Source organism: Mucilaginibacter xinganensis (assembly GCF_002257585.1).
Taxonomy (GTDB): Bacteria; Bacteroidota; Bacteroidia; order Sphingobacteriales; family Sphingobacteriaceae; genus Mucilaginibacter; species Mucilaginibacter xinganensis.
Window position 1 is genome coordinate 3559878 of record NZ_CP022743.1, and the last position, 20309, is coordinate 3580186.

The following is a 20309-nucleotide window of genomic DNA, read 5'->3' on the forward strand; positions in this document are numbered from 1 at the left end:
AAAAATGAAAAATAAAATTACATTAATGGTCATTATGTTAATGGCCAGCCTCAATAGCTTTGCCCAATTTAAACTAAGCGGGCGCATTAAAAACTTTAAAGGCACTGATTCAATCACTTTAAATATCCCGTTAGTTTATGGCAATTTCAGTGAAAATGATACAAGGATACCTATTAGTGATAAGGGCGGGTTTGTTGATAAAATTATGGTGACGACACAAAAATTCGCCACGTTTTATTACAAGAATAAAATGACCACTATTTTATTAAGCCCGGGGAAATCTCTTAGTTTATTGATTGATTCGGTGGGGAAGATCACCGGCTTCAGCGGCACGGGCGCTGAAGAAAACAAGCTGCTTTACCAGGCCAAACTGACTGAACCACCCTTCTTTTTGCAGGGCGATTACAAAACCAATCCTTATGCCAAACTCCAGGTTGCTGAACTACAGGAGAAACTGGTAAAGCCGTGGTTTAAGATCAGGGACGAAAATATTGCGCGTGTAAAAGGTTCCAAAATAGCCGCCAATGATAAAAAACTGATCGAATCGGAAATATATTACCAGGCTTATAATGAGCTCAATTACTTTGCCCGTGGTGTTATGCCTGCCGATAAAAAAATGGTTGGTGAATTTATTATCAGAAATTTTGATGGTCTGCAACCCAACCCAAAAACATTTCCTGCCGGCCCCTGGTACTATTATTTTGTTGAAAACTACGTTAGCTACCTGGATAGCAAGATCTTTATGCAGTACGAACCAACCGATGTGCGCAGCAAAGAAGCGTTCCGGAAAGTTTACCACATGGAACTTGACAGCGCGTTTGCGGTGGTTAAAAGAAATGGAAAAAGTTATATCCGATGGTATTTGATGAAGCAGTACTTTAGCAAAAGTGTAGCCGAACAATATCTTGCCCAGGCTATCTGGAAAGAGTGCCGGGAAAAAGATATCAGCCACGTTACACCGCTGATGGACGACTTTAAAACCAATTTCCCCAACAGCAGCTATATGGCGATATTACAGCGCAGGGTAAATACGCTTGAGTTATTGGGCAGACAAAACGAACAGCTTAAAAATATTGATGTATTTGCAGGTTATGACAAAGTAAAATCTATTTACGAAGTGGTGAATACCTTTAAGGGAAAAGTAATATATTTAGACGTTTGGGGAACCTGGTGCGGCCCGTGCAAAAGGGAACTAACCTTTAATCCGAGGCTAAAACAGCGCTTTAAGGATAAAGATGTAGTATTTGTGTACCTGGATATGGACGCCGATGAAAAGGACGCCGACTGGAGAAAATTTATCAGGCTGAACGGGATAACCGGCATACATTTGCGTAAAAGCAATAGCGAGATCCAACAGTTTTGGGAAGAGTTGCTGCCCGGAAAAAAGGAGCGGCTATATCCAAGCTACTTTATTTTCGACAAAACCGGCAAACTTGTACTGGCCGATACCAAACAACCGAGCGACGGTGAAGAACTTTATACCGAAATAGAAAAATACCTTTAATGATAAAAGCCATAGCCATAGATGACGAACCGTTTGCGCTGGAAGTGATCAAATCGTTGGCTGCCAAAGTACCGTTTATGCAGGTGGCCGAATATTTCACAGATGCATTTAAGGCCATAGACTATTTGGCGAAAGAATCCGTGGACCTGATATTTTTGGATATAAAAATGCCGGATATTTCCGGCATTGAATTGATGGAAAGCCTTCAGCAAAAACCGCTGGTTATTTTCACTACTGCGTATGCCGAGCACGCGGTAACCAGCTACGAACTGAATGCCATTGATTACCTGCTGAAGCCATTTGCCTTTACCCGCTTTTTGAAAGCCTGCCATAAAGCGAATGAACAATTACTGCTTAAACAAAAAGCGCCTACAGTTGCTGCCAGTATTTTTATAAAAGCAGGTTATGAGCAAATAAAGATCATATTCGACGATTTGCTTTACCTTGAAGGCGCCGGCAATTATATGAGTTTCATTATGAATGATGGCCACAGGATTATGTCGCGGCTTACCATTACAGAGGTGGTTTCGTTATTGCCGGCCGAGCTTTTCGCAAGGGTACACCGCTCCTACATCGTTAACAAATTAAAGGTTGACAGAATTGAGCGGCACCAACTGCATATTGGTAAAAATGTGATTCCCGTTGGCGGGGCGTTTGACGGAAACATCTTATCATCATCGTAGAGACGTAAACATTGCGTCTCTACGATTTGATCTATAAACCTCTTTTTATCCCCATTTCTAAACCACGGAGCTCGGCCAGGCCTTTTAACCTGCCGATTGCTGAATATCCGGGAAAAGTATTATAGCTAAAATCATCCAGAAGCTTATGCCCATGATCAGGCCTCATCGGAATGGCAATATCCTCCCTCCCGCTTTCGGCCCGCCGCTTTTGCTCCAGTATCACGTTTTTCATAACGGCATACATATCAGTACTCCCCGCTAAATGATTGGCTTCGTAAAAGCTTCCATCAGCTTCGCGCTGTACATTACGTAAGTGGAGGAAATGAATATGTTTGCCCAGGCGGTCAACTATTCCCGGCAAGTCGTTATCCTCCCTTGCACCTAATGACCCCGTACAGAACGTGAGCCCATTACTGCCCGATGGCGATGCATTTATCACAAATTCAAGATCTGCTTCTGTTGAAATCACCCTCGGCAGGCCAAATATCGGGAACGGCGGATCGTCAGGATGGATGCACATTTTTATCCCCAGTTGCTCTGCTTCCGGAATTATTGCCTGCAGAAAATAAGCAAGGTTTTGTTTCAGCATTCCGGCATCAATATTCTTATATTTTTCAAGATGATCCTTAAATTCTGCTATAGTCAAAACCTTATCTGTACCGGGCAAACCGGCCATGACATTTTTAACAAGCGCTTTTTTAGCATCCTTGCCAATCCCGTCTAAATATTTTTTTGCAGCCTTTTGTTCATCAGTATTAAACTCAATGTATGCAGCTTCGCGTTCAAGAATATAAAGGTCAAACGCGGCAAGCGCAGGTGCATGAAAGCGTAATGCCGAAGCACCGTTGGGAAGGCGATAATCAATATCGGTACGGGTCCAGTCAAGCACCGGCATAAAATTGTAACAAACTGTTTTAACGTTCGCTTTATACAGATTTTTAAGTGTTGCTATATATTTTTCGATGTACTGATCACGGTCGGCGGCTGCCGTTTTAATGCTTTCGTGAATGTTAACACTTTCCACCACCGACCAGGTGAGCCCCGCAGCCTGGATCACACTTTTACGGGTTTCTATTTCATCAAGGCTCCACACTTCGCCGCTGGGAACATGATGCAGCGCGGTTACCACACCGGTAGCCCCTGTTTGGCTGATGCTTGTTAACGTAACAGCGTCAGCAGGGCCATACCAGCGAAAAGTTTGTTCTAAATTACTGAACATGATAATATGATTATTTGCGATAAAAATAGGGATTAGCGTGAAGATGCAAGAATCAAGACCTCATAAATAAAAAAGAGCCGGAAAATTGAAATCTCCCGGCTCTTATATGTCTTTGCGTTAAGGGTATTTTTTACCAGAAAATGGAGTAAAGAGCAACCACTATGCCGGTGATGATAAGTGCACCCGCTAAAAAACCTTTTGAAGTTTTAAACATTGAACTGTCAATTTCAAGCCCGTTTGTTGTAACACCCCTCGCCTGATCAATTTTGGAAATGATGAACATTCCAACCACGCAAATAATAAATACAAAACCCATACGGTCAAGGAAAGGGATCTCATAAAGGCTGGTCACCTTATCATCCTGCAATGCGAGTTTTGAAAAGCCATAAGGCGAAAGGAAACGCAGATCGGCAAAACGGGGTAATACCTTAAAGAAGCAGGAGAAGATGAAACCGCCCACGGTAGCAAACATTGCTGCGTTAGAGGTAGCTTTTTTCCAAAAGAAGCCAAGAATAAACATAGCGAAGATGCCAGGTGAAACGAACCCGGTATATTCCTGGATATACTGGAAGCCCTGCTTGCCTTCGCCCATCAGTGCTTTACCTATCAGTTCGGATAAAATAATACCCAACACCATAGCCACAACTACCGACCATTTACCCAAAACCACTAACTTTTTGTCGGTAGCATCGGGGTTAATGGCTTTTTTATAGATGTCGAGCGTAAAAATTGTAGCAATACTATTAGCCTTACCCGCAAGCGAAGCAACAATAGCAGCGGTTAATGCCGCAAACGACAGTCCTTTTAGGCCGGTAGGCAACAGGTTTAGTAATGATGGGTAAGCTTTATTTGGATCGATAACCCCTGATGAGCTCATCATCTCCTGGTGGAACATTCCTTTCTGATAAAGCAGGTAAGCGGCGATACCAGGCAATACCACAATAACCGGCATTAGCAGCTTAAGGAAAGCCGCAAACAGGATACCGCCTCTTGCTGTCTTAAGATTAGCGCCCAACGCCCTTTGCGTAATGTATTGATTACAGCCCCAATAGTTAAGGTTAGTAATCCACATGCCGCCTATCAATACGGTTAATCCAGGAAGGTCCATATAATTTGGATTGTCCTTTTTAAAGATCATGTGGAAGTGATCAGAAGCTTCGGAATGTAGAATTTTGAATCCATTCAACAGCCCTGTGGTACCTTCTTTTTCGCTCAAAAGCGTTAATGCAAGATAGGTAGCCATCAGTCCACCTAAAATAAGTACAGCCACCTGGATAACATCTGTGTAACCAATAACTTTCATCCCGCCCAATGTAATAACAATGGAAAACGCTGCCAGCAACCAGATACAAAGGTGAATGTCAATCCCAGAGATGCCGCTGATTGCCAGCGCGCCCAGGTATAAAATAGACATTAAATTAACCACGATATACAGCAACAGCCAAAAGATAGCCATTACCATTGCTACCGTTCCATTATAACGCTGGTGAAGAAATTGCGGCATGGTGAAAATCTTATTTTTAAGATACACCGGGATAAAAAATACCGCTACAATGATCAGCGTAATAGCAGCCATCCACTCGTAAGTTGAAATGGCCAGGCCCATTTTAAAGGCTGACCCACTTGTTCCGATAAACTGCTCAGCCGAGATATTTGAAGCTATTAATGAAGCCCCGATAGCCCACCAGGTAAGTGATCCCTCTGCCAGAAAATAATCTTTAGAAGTGGCATCGGCGTTATGCTTACGTTTATAAACCCACCAGCCATAGCCGGATACGATAATAAAGTAGATCAGGAATACAGCATAATCGCCATACGAGAGGGTTTTCAGGTTCATTGTTTACTAAAATTAGGTTTTTATATGTTGGTTTGACAATTATAAACTATATATATCTATTTATCAAATTTTCCAGGTATTCTTGTTTACCACTGATGGTTTTTGGCTCGCCATTATCAATTGCATAGGCGCGCAAATCCTCTAATGACAACTTGCCTTCTTCAAAATCTTTTCCTTTACCGGCATCAAATGAAGCGTACCTGTCTTTACGCAATTTTAGGTATTCAGATTTTTGGAGGATGTTATCAGCAATAACTAACGCCCTCGCAAAAATATCCATACCGCCAATGTGAGCGTAAAATAGATCGGCAGGATCAGTTGAATTACGACGGATCTTAGCGTCGAAGTTAATACCCCCGCCCTGGAAACCGCCTGCTTCCAGTATGATCATCATAATTTCGGTCACCTCGTTTATATCGTTCGGAAACTGATCCGTGTCCCAGCCGTTCTGGTTGTCACCACGGTTGGCATCAATTGAACCCAGCAAACCTGAATCGGCAGCTACCTGCAGTTCATGCTGGAAGGTGTGGCCTGCCAGGGTTGCATGGTTAACTTCCAGGTTTAATTTAAAATCGTTAAGCAGGTCGTATTTCTGCAAAAAGCCCAGTACCGTTGCAGCATCGTAGTCATATTGGTGCTTGGTTGGTTCGCAAGGCTTTGGTTCGATAAAGAAAGTGCCTTTAAAACCCTGTTTACGGGCATAGTCTTTTGCTGTATGTAAAAATTTCGCAAAATGCTCCTGCTCGCGTTTCATATCGGTGTTCAGTAAAGTCATGTAACCTTCTCTTCCGCCCCAGAAAACATAATTCTCGCCGCCTAGGGCTATAGTTGCATCAATAGCAGCTTTTACCTGCGCTGCCGCGTGGCTCAGCACGTGAAAATCAGGATTGGTAGCCGCACCGTTCATATACCGGCGGTTGCTGAACAGGTTTGAAGTTCCCCAAAGTAATTTTACGCCGCTGGCCGCCTGTTTCTGTTTGGCATAATCAACCAATGCCTGTAAACGGCGGTCGTTCTCGTTCACATCGTTGGTATAATCAACCACGTCAACATCGTGAAAACAGTAATAGTTTATGCCCATTTTGGTAATGAACTCAAAGGCAGCATCCATTTTATCTTTTGCACGTTCAACCGCATCAGATTTTTCATTCCATGCAAAAACGTGGGTTGGCTCACCAAACGGATCAGCGCCATTGCCAACAAACGAATGCCAGTAAGCGCAGGCAAAACGCAAATGATCTTTCATCGTTTTGCCGGCCACTACCTTATTTTCGTCGTACCAGCGGAATGCCAGCGGATTATCTGATTGCTGTCCTTCGTATTTTACCTGGCCTATACCTTTAAAAAATTCTTTTTCACCTGTTATTATGCTCATGATTTTATAGATTGATTATACCGATTTATTTAGTTTGTTAATTGTTTTTCAAGTAAGGCTTTCCATTCCTGGTAAGCGGGTTCAAGGTGTTGGGTTGATGGCTGAACCAGTTGCACCGGGTGCATGTGTTCAAATGCCTGTTTCGGCGATGAAAAGATTTGCGCCCCTATGCCCGCACCCAGCGCTGCACCCACACTTCCGTCGTTTTTGTACAGTTCAACCGGTACACCGGTAATATTCACAAAGCTTTGGGTAAATAATTCGCTCAGGAATAAGTTGTTTTTGCCGGCGCGGATAATGGTTGGGTTCATGCCGTTTTCGCGCATAATATCCAGTCCGTATCTGAAGGCAAACGCTATCCCTTCCTGTACGGCCCTTACCACGTGGTTACGGCCGTGAATATTCAGATCGATATTATGAAAATGGGCGCCAACTATTTTGTTATTCAGCATCCGCTCTGCACCGTTGCCAAAAGGCAGTACGCGCAAGCCATCGCTGCCCAATGGTGCCCCGGCTGCCCCGGCATTCATTTGCAGGTAGCTTTCATCCGGCCCGAACACCTGTTTTAACCACCTGTACATGCTGCCAACTCCGTTGATACACAGCAGCACCCCGAGGCGCTTCTGCTGTTCGGTGTAGTTTACGTGGGCGAAGGTGTTAACGCGCGACTGCTGATCATAACCCAGTTGATCTGTAACCCCATAGATCACCCCCGATGTTCCTGCTGTTGCTGCAACTTCGCCGGGGTTAAGCACATTTAATGAAAGGGCATTATTAGGCTGATCGCCCGATTTATAGGTTACCGGGATGCCCGGTTTTAAACTCAGTTTTTGTGCCACTGACGATAAAAGGTTACCATGCGGCGAGAATACCTCCCTGATAACAGGAAAGAGCGCCTCATCAAAACCAAAGTAATTGATAACGTCTTCTGAAATGCTATTGGTTTTAAAATCAAAAAACACCCCTTCAGACAAGGCTGATACCGATGTGGTAACCTCGCCGGTAAGCTTCATGGCAATAAAATCACCCGGCAGCATTATCTTATCTATCTTACTATATATCTCCGGTTCATTCGCTTTCACCCAGGCCAGCTTTGACGCGGTAAAGTTTCCGGGCGAGTTGAGCAGATGCGAAAGGCAGCGTTCCGGCCCTATCGCCTCAAAAGCTTTATCGCCGATGGCTACCGCACGGCTATCGCACCAAATGATACTGTTGCGAAGCACCTGCTGATGTTGATCAACCAGCACCAAGCCATGCATCTGGTAGGCTATCCCTATTGCCGCAATATCTGCCGGGTTATAAGCTGCTGTTTGATGGCAAAGCCGGATTGCATGCTGCGCGTGTTCCCACCACATTTCAGGCGATTGCTCGGCCCAGCCGGGTTGCAACGCTATAATTGGCGACTCCGCATCCGGGTACTGTGCAGCTGCCAATACTTTTTGTAATGAAGCATCGACTATGGAAACTTTTACCGAGGACGTGCCTATATCAATCCCTAACAATAACATGATGAAGATGAATTAGCCCAAAGCGGGGCTGTTTATAATTTGTTTAAAGCAACGAATTTAATTTAATTTTTCAATATGCAATCGATTGCAGAAAAATATTTTATCATCTTTACAAAGATTTATGAACCGAAAGAAACGTGTAACCATTTATGATATTGCTCAAAAGCTCAATGTAACTGCTTCTACAGTTTCAAGGGCGCTGAGCAGCAATGGCTACGTAAATGAAGCCACCAAACAACTGGTACTGAAAACAGCCACCGAATTGAATTATAAGCGCAATACGCTGGCATCAAACCTACGAATGGGGCAAACCAAAACCATTGGCGTTGTTGTGCCGCGCATTAATCAAAACTTTTTTGCCAATGTAATTGCAGGAATTGAAGACATCACTTACCAAAGAGGCTATAACCTGATCATTTGCCAGTCGGATGAGCAGCATGACAAAGAAGTAAAATGTGTTACCACCCTGATTAACCAGCGTGTGGACTGTATTGTAATTTCGGTTTCGGCAGACAGCTACAACTACGATCATTTACAAAATGTGATAGACCAGGGCATCCAGCTCATCCAGTTTGACCGCGTGGCAGACGACCTGGAGACGTTAAAAGTTATAAACGACAACGAACAAGCGGCATTTGAGGCCATAAGCCATTTAATTGAACAGGGATACCGCCAAATAGCTTTGCTGGAAGGGCCGCAAAACCTGAATATCTTCAGGCAACGGAAAACGGGCTATTTGCGGGCGCTCCAAAAATTCAATATCCCGGTCAATAAAGCTTTTATAGTGGAGAACGCCTGGACAAAAGAATTAGGCGCCGAAGCAACAAGGAAATTATTAAGACTTGCGGTTGCCCCGGATGCTATTTTTGCTTCAACATCTGATTTCTCGGCCCTTGGGGTACTGGAGGTTGCCAATGACCTGCACATAAAAGTACCATCGCAATTAGGAATCTGCGGGTATTCAAATGAAGCTTTTACAGCCATCACCAGTCCCTCAATTACCACTATTGATCAGTTTAGCGTTGATATGGGTAAAGCGGTAGCAAATTTATATTTTGATGAACTGGAGCAAACAATGGCATCGGTTGTCCCTAAAACAATAAGTATTAAACCGGAATTGATTATCAGAGGGTCAACATTAAAGTAACAGGGACATCAAATCTGATGTCCCTGTTACTTAATTATTTTAGGGCACAAAGCATTGGGCCTTTACATTAAGAATTAGTGTGCGTGATGACCATCGGCACCATGTGCGTGGCCATGTGATAACTCTTCGGGAGTTGCCGGGCGTACATTAAGGATATTGCCTTTAAAATGAAGCTCCTGCCCTGCCATCGGGTGGTTAAGGTCAACAATTACCGAATCTTCAGTTACTGATACTACCTGGCCCTGGAAACGGTTGCCATTGTTATCCTGTAAAGGAATCACTGTTCCTATTTCCGGAACGCCGCTTTCGTTGAACATTTCTAATGGCAAATTGGCTACAGCCTCTTCGTCGTAGATGCCGTAAGCATCTTCGGCAGTTAAACGGAAGTCATAAGTATCACCTGTTGAAAGGGCACTTAAATTTTCTTCAAACCTTGGAAGCATTTGTCCTGCTCCATATAAAAAAGTAAGCGGTTGCTCTTCTGTTGCGCTTTCCTGCAATACTTCAGCACCGTCCTGGTCAACATACAGATCGTAAGTTAATGACACTACGTGTTGTGGGTTAATTTTCATTGTAAATGTGTTTGGACCGGGATTCAGCAGATCTAACGGATCAAATCAGGACACTTCCGGTTTATTATGATGTTATTTTATTGATTACTTATTTATGTATTAAGCCATGTAAGCCGGACCTTATATTTAAAATCCGTTAATACCGGCCAGTGCAAACTTTACGTCGGTAGCAGGCAATCCGCAGGTTTTGTCTTTACAAATAAATATTTGTGTAACAGCACCAAACCTGTCCTGCAGCAAAGGTAAACTTCCTTTTTTACCACCCAACATTATTTTGTTGGGGAGGTAATTTTTTTCTATTTCCATGCGCCGTTCTTCAAAATCATTGCCGGTTATGGCAATTTCGTAAATACCGAACACCTCTTCCATCAGCAGTATGATCCAGTTTGAATAACTTGAACCATAACGTGCCAAATGCGGTACAATGTTTCGCAATAACTGCGCCGCTATTTCTTCATACCCGGTATTGTCAAATAATAAGCCAAGTTTTTTCAGGCTGCGTGCCATTACCGAATTTGATGCAGGGATAACACTATCCATAATTTCAGCCTTACGGGCTATCAGTTGTTCATCATCGGCAGCGGTATAATAAAATATCCCCTTTTCAGCATCATAATAATGCGTTATAGCCTGATCAGCCAGCTTTTTTGCGCGCACTAGCCACTGCTCATCAAAAGTAACTTCGTACAAGGCAATCAACCCGTCAATCACATTTGCATAATCATCCAAAAAAGCTACCTGGTTCTGTTCGCCCCTTTTATAGATGCGTGACAACCTGTCAGCATCATTTACCAGGTTCTCAAAAATAAACCCGGCATTATTTAAAGCAAGTTGCAGGTATTCAGGTTGGTTAAATGCACGATAAGCCTCACAAAGGCCTTTCAGCATCAACCCGTTCCATGATGCAAGGATCTTGTTATCCAGGCCCGGGCGTACGCGTTGGCTTCGCGCCTCAAACACCTGTTGTTTAGCCGCTGTTATTTTATTGAGAAGTCCGTCAACGGACGTTCCCAGTTTTTCGGCCAGTGCTGTGTCGCTTTCCTTCCTGAACAGCACGTTGGAGTTTTCTTCCTCCCAGTTACCATCTTCGGTGATATTATAGTAGATGCAGAATAATTCGGCAGCGCCGCCGAGAATCTCATCAATCTCTTTTTTGGTAAAGATGTAGAACTTGCCTTCCTTACCCTCGCTGTCTGCATCAAGCGCCGAATAAAAGCCATAATCAGGCGACATGAGTTCCCGCTGCAAAAAATTAACGATCTCGCCAACCGTTTCCCGGTAAAGCGGATCGGGGTTCCAGGTAAATGCCTCCGAATACAGGCTTACCAGTTGTGCATTGTCATACAGCATTTTTTCAAAGTGCGGTACGTGCCACCTGCCATCTACCGAATAACGGGCAAACCCACCCCCAACATGGTCATAAATACCCCCGAAAGCCATTTGGTGAAGGGTGAGCTTCACCGCCTTAGCCACCTGCTCATCCTGCATTAAGTGCGCATAGCGCACCAGGCACTGCCAGTTGTTGGGCATCGGGAACTTGGGCGACGAGCCTATGCCGCCCTCCGTTTTATCAAAATATTCTTTCCAGTTTTTGATGATCAGCTCCAGGTCCCCCCGGGTGTAGTCGGGCTGTTCCTTTACAAACGGGACGGATTCATATTGCTTTATACCTTCCGTTAACCTTTTGGCATAGTCTTCAGCTTCTTCGGGCTTTTGTTTGTAAAAATCGGCCAGGTTAAACAGCAGGCTGGTCCATTCGTTTTTTCGAAAATAGGTACCCCCATAAATAGGCCGCTGATCGGGCAGGCAAATGCAGTTCAGCGGCCATCCGCCGCGGCCGCTCATCAACTGGATAGCGCTCATGTACACCTGGTCAACATCCGGGCGTTCTTCCCTATCCACCTTTATGCAGACAAAATACTGGTTCATAACCTCGGCCACGCCTTCATCCTCAAAGCTTTCGTGCTCCATTACATGGCACCAATGGCAGGCGGAGTAGCCTATACTTACCAGGATAAGCTTATTTTCGGCTTTGGCCTTTTTTAAGGCTTCGGGCCCCCAGGGGTACCAGTTAACCGGGTTATTGGCATGCTGCAGCAGGTATGGCGAGGTAGAATTGGCGAGTTGATTCATAGCGGTTGATTAGGCGGCTAAATTGCAAATATTAAATGCACTTGAATTAATATCAATTGGATTTGATAAAAGTTTTACAAAACGGGAGAAAGTGATTGATGTTTAGAAAAATATTGGATCCTGACGATTATCCCAAAAACATATAATTACAATATTGTCCTCGTTTATTTTGTAGAATACTGAACAGCTTTTGTGTAAAATACATTTTCTAATTCCGGTATTTTCTTCAGCTACAGGATAAAGAAACGGGGTATTTGCTATTGTTTTAAGAGCTTTTAAAACTTTGGTTTCAAATTTAACTACAAAACGATCTCCCCATTTTTCTTGCAGTTGAGTAACTAATGCGTCGAACGTTTCTTCTGCTTCCAGCGTGAACCTTAATTCAACGTTCATTTTTTAGAAAAATGTTTTTCAGTAAACTCCTGAAGAGAGATTGTTTGCCCGTCTTCGTATTGTTTAATACCTTTTTCAATGCTTTTTAAAACCTGCGGGGGTAAAACATTAGACTGGGGCTCAAATTGAACTTTTAAAGCTTTTAAGACAGCTTTAACAGTTTTCAACTGTTCTGCACTTTCGGGATGTATCAGAATGGATTCCATATTAACAAAAATATGAATTTTTATGCATTATAATTCCCATTAAGAAATGTAACATTTTTCAGTTCACCGACAACATAACGTCTTTTAGTGATATATTTTTCATTATTCCCTATCAACCCAATAAACCACTCACTTAATCAACTATCCCCCCTCTGTATCATCCCCAATACAAATTATCATATTCATATTTTATTTGCCTAATTTGGCCCCAAAATTATCAAAATACAAAATGCGTTTTAAAACACTAACTCACTGCCTCGGTGCGCTGGGCATACTGCTGGCTGCCGGCTCAGCATCGGCACAAACCGACTCTATAAAATATAACCACCTGGATGCATTTGGCCCCATCACCTGGCCGGTAACCGGTGCCGGTACACGCTCGGCAAGCGGGCAGCCCGGCGAACATTACTGGCAAAACCGTGCCGATTACCTGATAAAGGCATCGCTTAACGAAACCCCACAGGATACTACCGTTACCGGCGAAGTAACCATTTCATATACCAATAACAGCCCCGATAACCTGGATCATTTATGGCTGCAGCTGGACCAGAACCTTTTTAAACCTGATTCGCGCGGTGGCGCCACCACTCCTATCGGCGGCGACCGTTTTGACGTTAAAGGCTTTAGCCGCGGCGGTTATCGTATCGAGTCGGTATCGGTAACTTACAAGGGACAGACCTACAAAACAGAACCAGTGATAACTGATGCGCGGATGCAGATCAGGCTGAAAACCCCTATGGGGCCCAAAGGTGAAAAGATCCAGGTGAAGGTTAACTATAGCTTTTCAATCCCGTTTTATGGTGCCGACCGGATGGGACGCAAAAAATTTAAAGCCGGCTATGTTTACGAAATTGCCGAATGGTACCCGCGCATGTGCGTTTATGACGATGTAGAAGGCTGGAACACGCTGCCCTATATGGGCCTTGGCGAGTTTTATTGCGAGTACGGCGATTTTGATTACTACATAACCGCCCCTGCAAACATGACGGTTGTAGGATCAGGCGACCTGCAAAACGCAGCGCAGGTTTTAAGCGAGCAGCAGCAAAAGCGTTACGAAGAAATGCGCAAAAGCGATAAGACCGTAATGATAATTAAGCCGGAGGAAGTTGGCCAGGCTGCCACACATCCATTTAAAGGCACTTTAACCTGGCACTATAAAATGCAGAACACCCGCGATATTGCCTGGGCCGCGTCAACCGCCTTTATTTGGGATGGTGCAAAAGTTAACCTGCCATCGAGCCGTAAAGGCATTGCCATGAGCGCCTATCCTGCCGAAAGTGCCGGGAACGATTCATGGGGCCGCTCAACAGAGTACCTTAAAAACAGCATCGAGATCTATTCGGCCAAATATTTTGAATACCCGTGGAACTCTGCCGTAAACGTATCAGGCGTAGCGCTGGGAATGGAATACCCTGGCGCCATCTTCTGTTTAAGTGATCTTAAAAACGGCGCACTATGGGGCGATGTAACCCACGAGATCGGCCACAACTGGTTCCCGATGATCGTAGGCTCAAACGAGCGTAAATACATGTGGATGGATGAAGGATTTAACACCTTTATCAACCAGTACTCAACCGAAAAATTCAATAACGGCGAATATTTTGATGCCAAAGCCAGGCCATCAAACGGCATTGCCCGCTTTATGGCAAGGGCGACAGACCCGCTGATGGCTGCTCCGGAGGCAATGGGACTTAACGACTATGGCCAGTATTATAACAAAACATCATTAGGGCTGGACATTTTGCGCAATGTAGTATTAGGTGCCGACCGTTTTGACTATGCTTTTAACGAATACATTAAGCACTGGGCATTTAAACACCCGCTGCCTTATGATTTTTTCCGCGCCATGAACGATGCATCCGGCGAAGACCTGAACTGGTTCTTTAAACCCTGGTTCTTTACCACCGACAAGCTTGACCAGGCCATTCAATCGGTTACCTATGTAAAAGGCAATGCCGCCAATGGTGCACTCATTACCCTGGTTAATAAAGAAAAACTGGCCATGCCGGTAGATCTGAAGATCATCCAAACCAATGGCAAAACCGAAACCCTGCACCTGCCGGTAAACGTTTGGCAGCGTGGCGGTGTCTGGACATTTATTTATCCTTCAACGGTAACCATCCAGTCGCTTGAGGTTGATCCGGACAGGCAGCTGCCTGATGTTGACCGCAAGAACAATGTTTGGGGAAAATAATTGATTGATTTCGGAATCGGAAGTTCGATTTCAGATTTTTAGAATTAAGAAGACCTGCTTTGAGAAAGGCGGGTCTTTTTGTGTTTGCTATTTTATGCCCTTGTTGGTGTTGTCACCAACAAGTTGGATGAAGATTTTGCATTTGAGAATCAGCAGCATGCTGAGTACAGCAACTGCCACACCACAACCTAGCGTTTTGTTGGTGACAACGCCAACAAAGGCGTGATTTCGGATGATAGAATTAAGAAGACCTGCTTTGAGAAAGGCGGGTCTTTTTTGTGTTTGCTATTTATTTTGCAGGATATTAAAGATTTACCATAAATTTATAAAAACCAGTTTATCGCCATGAAACCTATCGCTTTAGTTTTAATAACATTGGTTGCCCTTGAACATATTTATATTTTATGGATAGAAATGTTTGCATGGACAACCAAAGGCCGGACGACATTTAAAACCTTCCCGGCAGAACTATTTGAACCCACCCGGGCGCTTGCCGCAAACCAGGGGCTTTACAATGGCTTTTTGGCGGCGGGCCTTATATGGTCGTTACTGATTGGTGATCCGTTATGGGCAAAAAATGTGGCACTATTTTTTTAGGCTGCGTTACAATTGCCGGTTTGTATGGCGGATTAACAGCCGGAAAAGCTATCCTTGTTAAACAAATGCTGCCCGCTGTGCTGGCTTTAGCCGCAGTTTTGGTTTGGATGTAGATGAACCGTGATATGCGATTGCGGGTGTTGTCACCAATTAGTTTTCCATTTGACGATCACCTTATAATTTCGATAAGATTGATTAGCTTTTGGATTTTAAAAACAACAAACACACTTAGCGGCCCGGGGCCGGATAATGTTTGTCATCCGGCTGTAGCCGGATGACTGCGGAATGATTTTACGATATTTAAGTATTAATATTTTTAGATGAAAAAATTAAATTACAATGTTTATACCAATATCAATGATACTCAATACTTAACTATTAGAGACAAACTTGTTTTAATCGAGTTGAAAATGGAACAAGCATTGAAAGGCAGCGGGTGGAATTTGAAAGACCCCATTATTGCAGCTGACGGATTGACAATTAATTTTGTAATAAATGATTCTGTTTTTTTGGGAAACCTGGGGATTTTATTTGAAGATGCTCCTGACAGCATAACATTCGAATTTTTCGTTTCAAAGAGTTATGATTACTATTATCTAAGGCATTTTTTGTCTTGCGCCGTATTTAAGCATAAGGGATTTGATTTTTTTGAAAGTGATATCTTAAAATTTATCAATGAAGCGCTGGGAAAATATAATAGCTGGTCGATGGAACAAATCGTTGAATCAGGGAGAAAGGGTGGGGTTAGACATTAAGGTTATTTATTCATTTGTTGGCATTGTCCCCAATAACTTGAATGAAGCTTTTGCACTTGAAAATCAGTTTATAACGTCGTTAAGAGTCATAGACTTCAGCTTTTAAAAACAGCAAGCGCTGCTTGGTGGCCAGAGGCCGGATAATATTTGTCACTCGGCTGCAACCGAGCGACTGCGGAGCGGTATTTCATTAAAAAAAATCGTGAGATTAATTTAAACTGTGAAAAAAAACTGATCAAATTAATTTAAAATATATGCTCGCACCTCGCTACACGATTTAAGTATCAGAACTCAGTTTTATTTTTTCGCCATGCATTCTTATTTCGTAATTATTCCAGGAGTTGTACTTTTCTAAAGCCAAATTCGTGAGCTCTTCCACCCTGTTTTCAAAAAAGCTAAATTCCTGATTCTTAAAAATATATGCGCGCAAAAAATAGCGTACCCCATTTTCGTCGAAGGATTTGGTTACACCAAAAGTAAAAGTTAATCTTTGCGGCAAATCATCAAACATCATTGCTATGTTTCCCCGAAATATCGACTCTTTTTTCAGAAAATTAATGGCTAAAGCGTCGCTTGTTGAAACGTCGTTGTATTGATTCCAACGGTTAGGTTTTAAAATATTATAGATAATGGATTGAACCGGAATAAGCATTTTACTTGTGCTTATCAAGGAATCGTCGCTGATATGCGTATAAATGTTATAGTTTAATCGTGCCATTTTTTATTTTTGGTTTATTCACTTTCTTTAAAAAAAAGATTCGCAATAATCTATTTTTCCAATGTAAATCCTCCCATTACCCCCGTCCGGCTAAGCATGTCGCTTAGCCGCAATAACAAAAAGCTTGTGACAAACCAAGCCACGCTTATAAAGTGCCGGGGGTTTGTTTGATAAAGCTTTTGCGTTTGGCAACAAGTTTAAAAATTCGCTAAGAAAATACCAAAACGAAGCTTGTTCAGTTAAAAGACGCCCTGAACTCCAGCGGCGACAAACTTGTTTTCGTTTTAAATAGTTTGCTGAAGGATTGCAGGTGCTCAAAACCCAGCTCATAAGCGATCTCGCTAACGGACAGGTTGGTGGTTGACAGTTTTTCCTTGGCCAGCTCAATCAGTTTGCCGTGCAGGTGCTGCTGGGTGCTCTGCCCGGTGAGCGACTTCAGTAAACCGCTGAGGTAACCGGGCGAAATATTAAGAGTTTCGGCAATGTAGGCCACGCTGGGCAAACCTTGTTTAGCCAATGCGCCGCTGTTGAAATAGCCCGAAAGCAAGTCTTCCATCCGGGTCAGGATCTCGTGGTTGGCAATCTTTCGCGTAATGAACTGGCGCTGGTAAAACCGCTCCGCATAGGTGAGCAGCAGTTCCAGCTGCGCGATGATCACGTTTTGGCTGAAACGATCGATATTGGCGTGATATTCCTGTTCAATATGGTCAGCAATGCCGTTGAGCATCATTTCCTCTTTATCCGAAAGATAAAGCGCTTCGTTAACCGAATAATTAAAAAATTCGTATTGCTTAATGGTCTTCGCCAATGTTGTGTTCCACATAAAATCCGGGTGAATCAGGATCATCCAGCCCTCCGGCCGGTGCCGTGTCTCTTTGCTGAGCTCGATACCAAATACCTGTCCCGGCGCCATAAAGAACAATACGCCCTCATCAAAATCGCTGGCCTGCTGCCCGTATTTAAATTTGGCATTATATACCCTTTTCAGCGAGATGGAATAAAAGTCAAAGATCATACTGAACGAACCTTCGGTGATTGGCGGCCTAACGGTATCCATCCGCACCAGGCTGATCAGCGGGTGCTCCGGCTTGGGCAATCCTGCCGCCCGGTGATATTCGGTAATGGTTTTGAACCGTAAAGGCTGGGGGCTGTTCATAATTACAATATACTTATTTTTTACGATAAACCGCGGCAAACTCTTTGGCAAAATCTGCCAGTTTTACTTTACCCATTTTGGGCTGGCTCCGGTGAAAATTTTCCAGAGTCTTTCCGCTGTGCATCACCGCCTGTATTGCTACCAGGGTTTCGGCCAGCTTTTCCGGAACCTTAGCCATTTTCAGGCCCTGCAGCATTTGCTTGTCAGAAAGTAATACCCATTTTAACCAGGGTTTACCTACCGCAGTGCCGATAATCCGCGCCGCTTCGTTACAGGTCATTTCCTCGCTGCCCACATAGCGGATGGTTTTGCCGTCCGGCTTTAACAACAATTCCTCTGCTACGGCATCCGCAATATCAAGCGGAGAAACGAAAACAGTCCGGTCATCCCCGCCGTAATTACCCATCAGCAGGCCTGTTTTGCGCTTAAGCAGTGCCCAAAGTCCGGAATAGCGCAGGGCCAGGAATTTACCCATTAGCCCCTTGCCCCTGATCAGATCCATAGACTGGTAGAAGTTGGTATAAAAAGATGCAGGCCGCATAATAGTGATGGAGGCATCGGTCAGCGTATCAAAAACATCCTCAACATTTTCACCCTGCACCAGGTTTGCGGCCCAACCACTCATTACCACCACGCGCTTCACGGCGGTCTGCTTAAGGGCCTGCGCATAATTTTGCGCCATTCGGCGTAAATAGGCAGTCAGGTCAGGTTCGGTATAACTCAGCGGAATCATCGCGTAAACGGCATCTGCACCTGTAAAAGTTTCGGCCAGGAAGTCCACGGCGGCAATAGAACCGATGGCTGCCGTTGCACCCAAAGCTTCTATCTCCGTCTGTTTTTTTGGATCGCTGCTGATGACGGTAACCGCATGCCCCCGGCTCAGCAATATTTTTGTGAGCGGCTTACTGATATTTCCTAACGACCCGGTTACAATAATTTTCATAACTATTATTTTGTGTAAACGCCATGTTCAATATCGGCAAGTAAGGTAGCGTGAGTTGGGTGCCAGTTCAACCTTTCGCGGGTGAGTTTGCTGGAAGCAGGGCAATCTACCGCGGCCATCTGTGCGAACCAACCAAAATGTTCGCCAGCCTGTTCCGGGGCAATAGATACCACCGGCATATTGAGTTGTTTGGCGATGGCTTCGGCTATGGTTTTAACGGTAATGGCTTCTTCGGCAGCACCATGAAAACGGGCGCCGGGGGTAGCATTTTCCAAAGCGAGGCGGAATAAACGGGCGGCATCCAGCCGGTGTACCGCATTCCATCGGTTTTGCCCTTCCCCTATATAAGCGGAAACACCTTTTTCGCGGGCAAGATTGACCAGAATGGGAATAAATCCATGTTTGTCGTCATCGCCGTGTACTGATGGTGATAAGCGTATGGCAGCCGCACGAACGCCCTGGGCTGCCAAAGCATCCGCGGCTTGTTCAGACGCCCGCGGCCAGGCCGGGTTAAAAGGCGGAATAATATCTTCGGTAGCCAGCGTTCCGGGACTAACCAGCGCAGTACCGGAAGTAACGATAAAAGGGCGGTCGGAACCCGCCAGCACCTGGCCAATGGCTTCAATGGCCAGCTTATCCACCTCGCAAACTGCCGCGAACCGGGTAAAGTCGTGGATAAAACCGGCATGGATCACGGCATCTGCCGCAGTTGCACCGCTCCGCAAACTCTCCAGATCTTCGAGATCGCCCCGATGCACTTCAGCACCCGCTGCCCTGAGTTTAGCAGCCGATTCTTCCGAACGGGCAAGGCCCAGCACCTGGTGCCCGGCACCTATTAATTCCTGCACAATAGCAGTACCAATGAAGCCTGTGGCTCCTGTAACAAATACTTTCATAAGTTTACCAATTTTGATGATACAAATATCGCGGTCATCCATTGCATTGATTTAGCCGGATCTGCTTTTGATTTAGCCAAAACCACTGCGGATAAGTATTATTATCACGGGAATATTTAAAAGAACGTTTAATATCGAATATCGAACCAACAAGTTTACTTCGTTATCCGAAAAAAGCTTGTTCCACTTTTGTTCCACCATTATGAAAATCGGACCGGGGTGTACAAAAAAGCTTCCCATTTCAGGTCAAAAAATCTTGTTCCACCTGTTCCACTTGTTCCGTTTACATCTGCCACTTTAACGAAAACCTTATTTTTAGCTCAATTTCGGGTAAAATGCAATTTCAGTAAGACTGTGCTTTGTTCCACTTGTTCCACATGTACACACTTGTTCCGCGGAACAGGAAAGTTCCAACTTTGTGCTTCCCGGTTCCAAATTCCTGAATTCTTCCTTTCCGCTTTCCGCCAAAAATC

At 44.3% G+C, this 20309-nt stretch carries 17 protein-coding genes and 1 pseudogene; 6 read left to right on the forward strand and 12 right to left on the reverse strand.

Going from position 1 to position 20309, the window contains the following annotated elements; translation table 11 throughout:
- Nucleotides 1-4 precede the first annotated feature (4 nt).
- A complete protein-coding gene (locus MuYL_RS15585) occupies nt 5-1504 on the forward strand; it encodes a TlpA family protein disulfide reductase (protein ID WP_094571451.1) in 1500 nt (499 codons plus the stop codon).
- Entirely contained in the window at nt 1504-2187 is a 684-nt protein-coding gene (locus MuYL_RS15590; RefSeq protein ID WP_245845580.1) for a LytR/AlgR family response regulator transcription factor, read from the forward strand. The genes MuYL_RS15585 and MuYL_RS15590 overlap by 1 nt, the downstream gene beginning before the upstream one ends.
- A gap of 31 nt (nt 2188-2218) precedes the next feature.
- Here MuYL_RS15590 and uxuA read toward each other — a convergent pair whose 3' ends face one another.
- The 4 genes from uxuA to MuYL_RS15610 all read right to left on the reverse strand — a co-directional run bounded on the left by uxuA (nt 2219) and on the right by MuYL_RS15610 (nt 8126).
- Nucleotides 2219-3406 carry a mannonate dehydratase gene (gene uxuA / locus MuYL_RS15595; RefSeq protein WP_094571452.1) on the reverse strand — a complete coding sequence of 396 codons (1188 nt, stop codon included), beginning with the start codon at nt 3404-3406 and terminating at the stop codon, nt 2219-2221.
- A 130-nt stretch (nt 3407-3536) separates the two neighbouring features.
- Nucleotides 3537-5237, reverse strand: coding sequence for a sodium/sugar symporter (locus MuYL_RS15600; RefSeq protein WP_094572973.1), 1701 nt, complete (start codon nt 5235-5237; stop codon nt 3537-3539).
- Nucleotides 5238-5289: 52 nt separating this feature from the next.
- Complete coding sequence (gene xylA / locus MuYL_RS15605) at nt 5290-6618, reverse strand: xylose isomerase (protein WP_094571453.1); 1329 nt, start codon at nt 6616-6618, stop codon at nt 5290-5292.
- A gap of 29 nt (nt 6619-6647) precedes the next feature.
- Nucleotides 6648-8126 carry a xylulokinase gene (locus MuYL_RS15610; protein ID WP_094571454.1) on the reverse strand — a complete coding sequence of 493 codons (1479 nt, stop codon included), beginning with the start codon at nt 8124-8126 and terminating at the stop codon, nt 6648-6650.
- 121 nt (nt 8127-8247) lie between these two features.
- On the opposite strand from MuYL_RS15610, the gene MuYL_RS15615 reads away from it, so the two are divergent.
- A complete protein-coding gene (locus MuYL_RS15615) occupies nt 8248-9273 on the forward strand; it encodes a LacI family DNA-binding transcriptional regulator (RefSeq protein ID WP_094571455.1) in 1026 nt (341 codons plus the stop codon).
- A gap of 74 nt (nt 9274-9347) precedes the next feature.
- On the opposite strand, the gene MuYL_RS15620 is transcribed toward MuYL_RS15615, so the two are convergent.
- The 4 genes from MuYL_RS15620 to MuYL_RS15635 form a co-directional block, all read right to left on the reverse strand.
- Nucleotides 9348-9845, reverse strand: coding sequence for an FKBP-type peptidyl-prolyl cis-trans isomerase (locus tag MuYL_RS15620; protein WP_094571456.1), 498 nt, complete (start codon nt 9843-9845; stop codon nt 9348-9350).
- Nucleotides 9846-9971: 126 nt separating this feature from the next.
- Entirely contained in the window at nt 9972-11978 is a 2007-nt protein-coding gene (locus tag MuYL_RS15625) for a thioredoxin domain-containing protein (protein WP_094571457.1), read from the reverse strand.
- A gap of 102 nt (nt 11979-12080) precedes the next feature.
- Nucleotides 12081-12371, reverse strand: a complete 291-nt coding sequence (locus tag MuYL_RS15630; RefSeq protein ID WP_094571458.1) for a type II toxin-antitoxin system RelE/ParE family toxin — start codon at nt 12369-12371, stop codon at nt 12081-12083.
- On the reverse strand, nt 12368-12577 hold the full coding sequence (locus MuYL_RS15635) for a DUF2683 family protein (protein WP_094571459.1): 210 nt from the start codon (nt 12575-12577) through the stop codon (nt 12368-12370). Before MuYL_RS15635 ends, MuYL_RS15630 begins: the two co-directional genes overlap by 4 nt.
- A gap of 229 nt (nt 12578-12806) precedes the next feature.
- Between MuYL_RS15635 and MuYL_RS15640 the strand changes: the two genes are divergently transcribed.
- The 3 genes and pseudogenes from MuYL_RS15640 to MuYL_RS15650 all read left to right on the forward strand — a co-directional run bounded on the left by MuYL_RS15640 (nt 12807) and on the right by MuYL_RS15650 (nt 16123).
- Complete coding sequence (locus MuYL_RS15640; RefSeq protein ID WP_094571460.1) at nt 12807-14771, forward strand: M1 family metallopeptidase; 1965 nt, start codon at nt 12807-12809, stop codon at nt 14769-14771.
- A 414-nt stretch (nt 14772-15185) separates the two neighbouring features.
- Nucleotides 15186-15481: pseudogene (locus MuYL_RS23890) on the forward strand (DUF1304 domain-containing protein).
- A gap of 207 nt (nt 15482-15688) precedes the next feature.
- Complete coding sequence (locus tag MuYL_RS15650; RefSeq protein WP_094571461.1) at nt 15689-16123, forward strand: hypothetical protein; 435 nt, start codon at nt 15689-15691, stop codon at nt 16121-16123.
- 277 nt (nt 16124-16400) lie between these two features.
- Here MuYL_RS15650 and MuYL_RS15655 read toward each other — a convergent pair whose 3' ends face one another.
- From MuYL_RS15655 to MuYL_RS15670, 4 genes are all read right to left on the reverse strand, one after another.
- The gene (locus MuYL_RS15655; protein WP_094571462.1) at nt 16401-16841 is read right to left on the reverse strand and encodes a hypothetical protein; all 441 of its coding nucleotides are present in this window, start codon (nt 16839-16841) and stop codon (nt 16401-16403) included.
- A gap of 235 nt (nt 16842-17076) precedes the next feature.
- On the reverse strand, nt 17077-17997 hold the full coding sequence (locus tag MuYL_RS15660; protein WP_094572974.1) for a helix-turn-helix domain-containing protein: 921 nt from the start codon (nt 17995-17997) through the stop codon (nt 17077-17079).
- A 13-nt stretch (nt 17998-18010) separates the two neighbouring features.
- Nucleotides 18011-18940 (reverse strand): NAD(P)H-binding protein, encoded by a 930-nt coding sequence (locus tag MuYL_RS15665; protein ID WP_094571463.1) that lies wholly within the window; start codon nt 18938-18940, stop codon nt 18011-18013.
- A gap of 5 nt (nt 18941-18945) precedes the next feature.
- Nucleotides 18946-19836: an SDR family oxidoreductase gene (locus MuYL_RS15670; protein ID WP_094572975.1), complete on the reverse strand. Its 891-nt coding sequence runs from the start codon at nt 19834-19836 to the stop codon at nt 18946-18948.
- Between the last annotated feature and the right edge of the window lie 473 nt (nt 19837-20309).

Bases quoted from the DNA above. Each gene is read 5' to 3' on its own strand.
- MuYL_RS15585 (WP_094571451.1), top strand. From the start codon at position 5: ATGAAAAATAAAATTACATTAATGGTCATTATGTTAATGGCCAGCCTC.
- MuYL_RS15590 (WP_245845580.1), top strand. From the start codon at position 1,504: ATGATAAAAGCCATAGCCATAGATGACGAACCGTTTGCGCTGGAAGTG.
- uxuA (WP_094571452.1), bottom strand. From the start codon at position 3,406: ATGTTCAGTAATTTAGAACAAACTTTTCGCTGGTATGGCCCTGCTGAC.
- xylA (WP_094571453.1), bottom strand. From the start codon at position 6,618: ATGAGCATAATAACAGGTGAAAAAGAATTTTTTAAAGGTATAGGCCAG.
- MuYL_RS15610 (WP_094571454.1), bottom strand. From the start codon at position 8,126: ATGTTATTGTTAGGGATTGATATAGGCACGTCCTCGGTAAAAGTTTCC.
- MuYL_RS15615 (WP_094571455.1), top strand. From the start codon at position 8,248: ATGAACCGAAAGAAACGTGTAACCATTTATGATATTGCTCAAAAGCTC.
- MuYL_RS15620 (WP_094571456.1), bottom strand. From the start codon at position 9,845: ATGAAAATTAACCCACAACACGTAGTGTCATTAACTTACGATCTGTAT.
- MuYL_RS15625 (WP_094571457.1), bottom strand. From the start codon at position 11,978: ATGAATCAACTCGCCAATTCTACCTCGCCATACCTGCTGCAGCATGCC.
- MuYL_RS15630 (WP_094571458.1), bottom strand. From the start codon at position 12,371: ATGAACGTTGAATTAAGGTTCACGCTGGAAGCAGAAGAAACGTTCGAC.
- MuYL_RS15635 (WP_094571459.1), bottom strand. From the start codon at position 12,577: ATGGAATCCATTCTGATACATCCCGAAAGTGCAGAACAGTTGAAAACT.
- MuYL_RS15640 (WP_094571460.1), top strand. From the start codon at position 12,807: ATGCGTTTTAAAACACTAACTCACTGCCTCGGTGCGCTGGGCATACTG.
- MuYL_RS15650 (WP_094571461.1), top strand. From the start codon at position 15,689: ATGAAAAAATTAAATTACAATGTTTATACCAATATCAATGATACTCAA.
- MuYL_RS15655 (WP_094571462.1), bottom strand. From the start codon at position 16,841: ATGGCACGATTAAACTATAACATTTATACGCATATCAGCGACGATTCC.
- MuYL_RS15660 (WP_094572974.1), bottom strand. From the start codon at position 17,997: ATGAACAGCCCCCAGCCTTTACGGTTCAAAACCATTACCGAATATCAC.
- MuYL_RS15665 (WP_094571463.1), bottom strand. From the start codon at position 18,940: ATGAAAATTATTGTAACCGGGTCGTTAGGAAATATCAGTAAGCCGCTC.
- MuYL_RS15670 (WP_094572975.1), bottom strand. From the start codon at position 19,836: ATGAAAGTATTTGTTACAGGAGCCACAGGCTTCATTGGTACTGCTATT.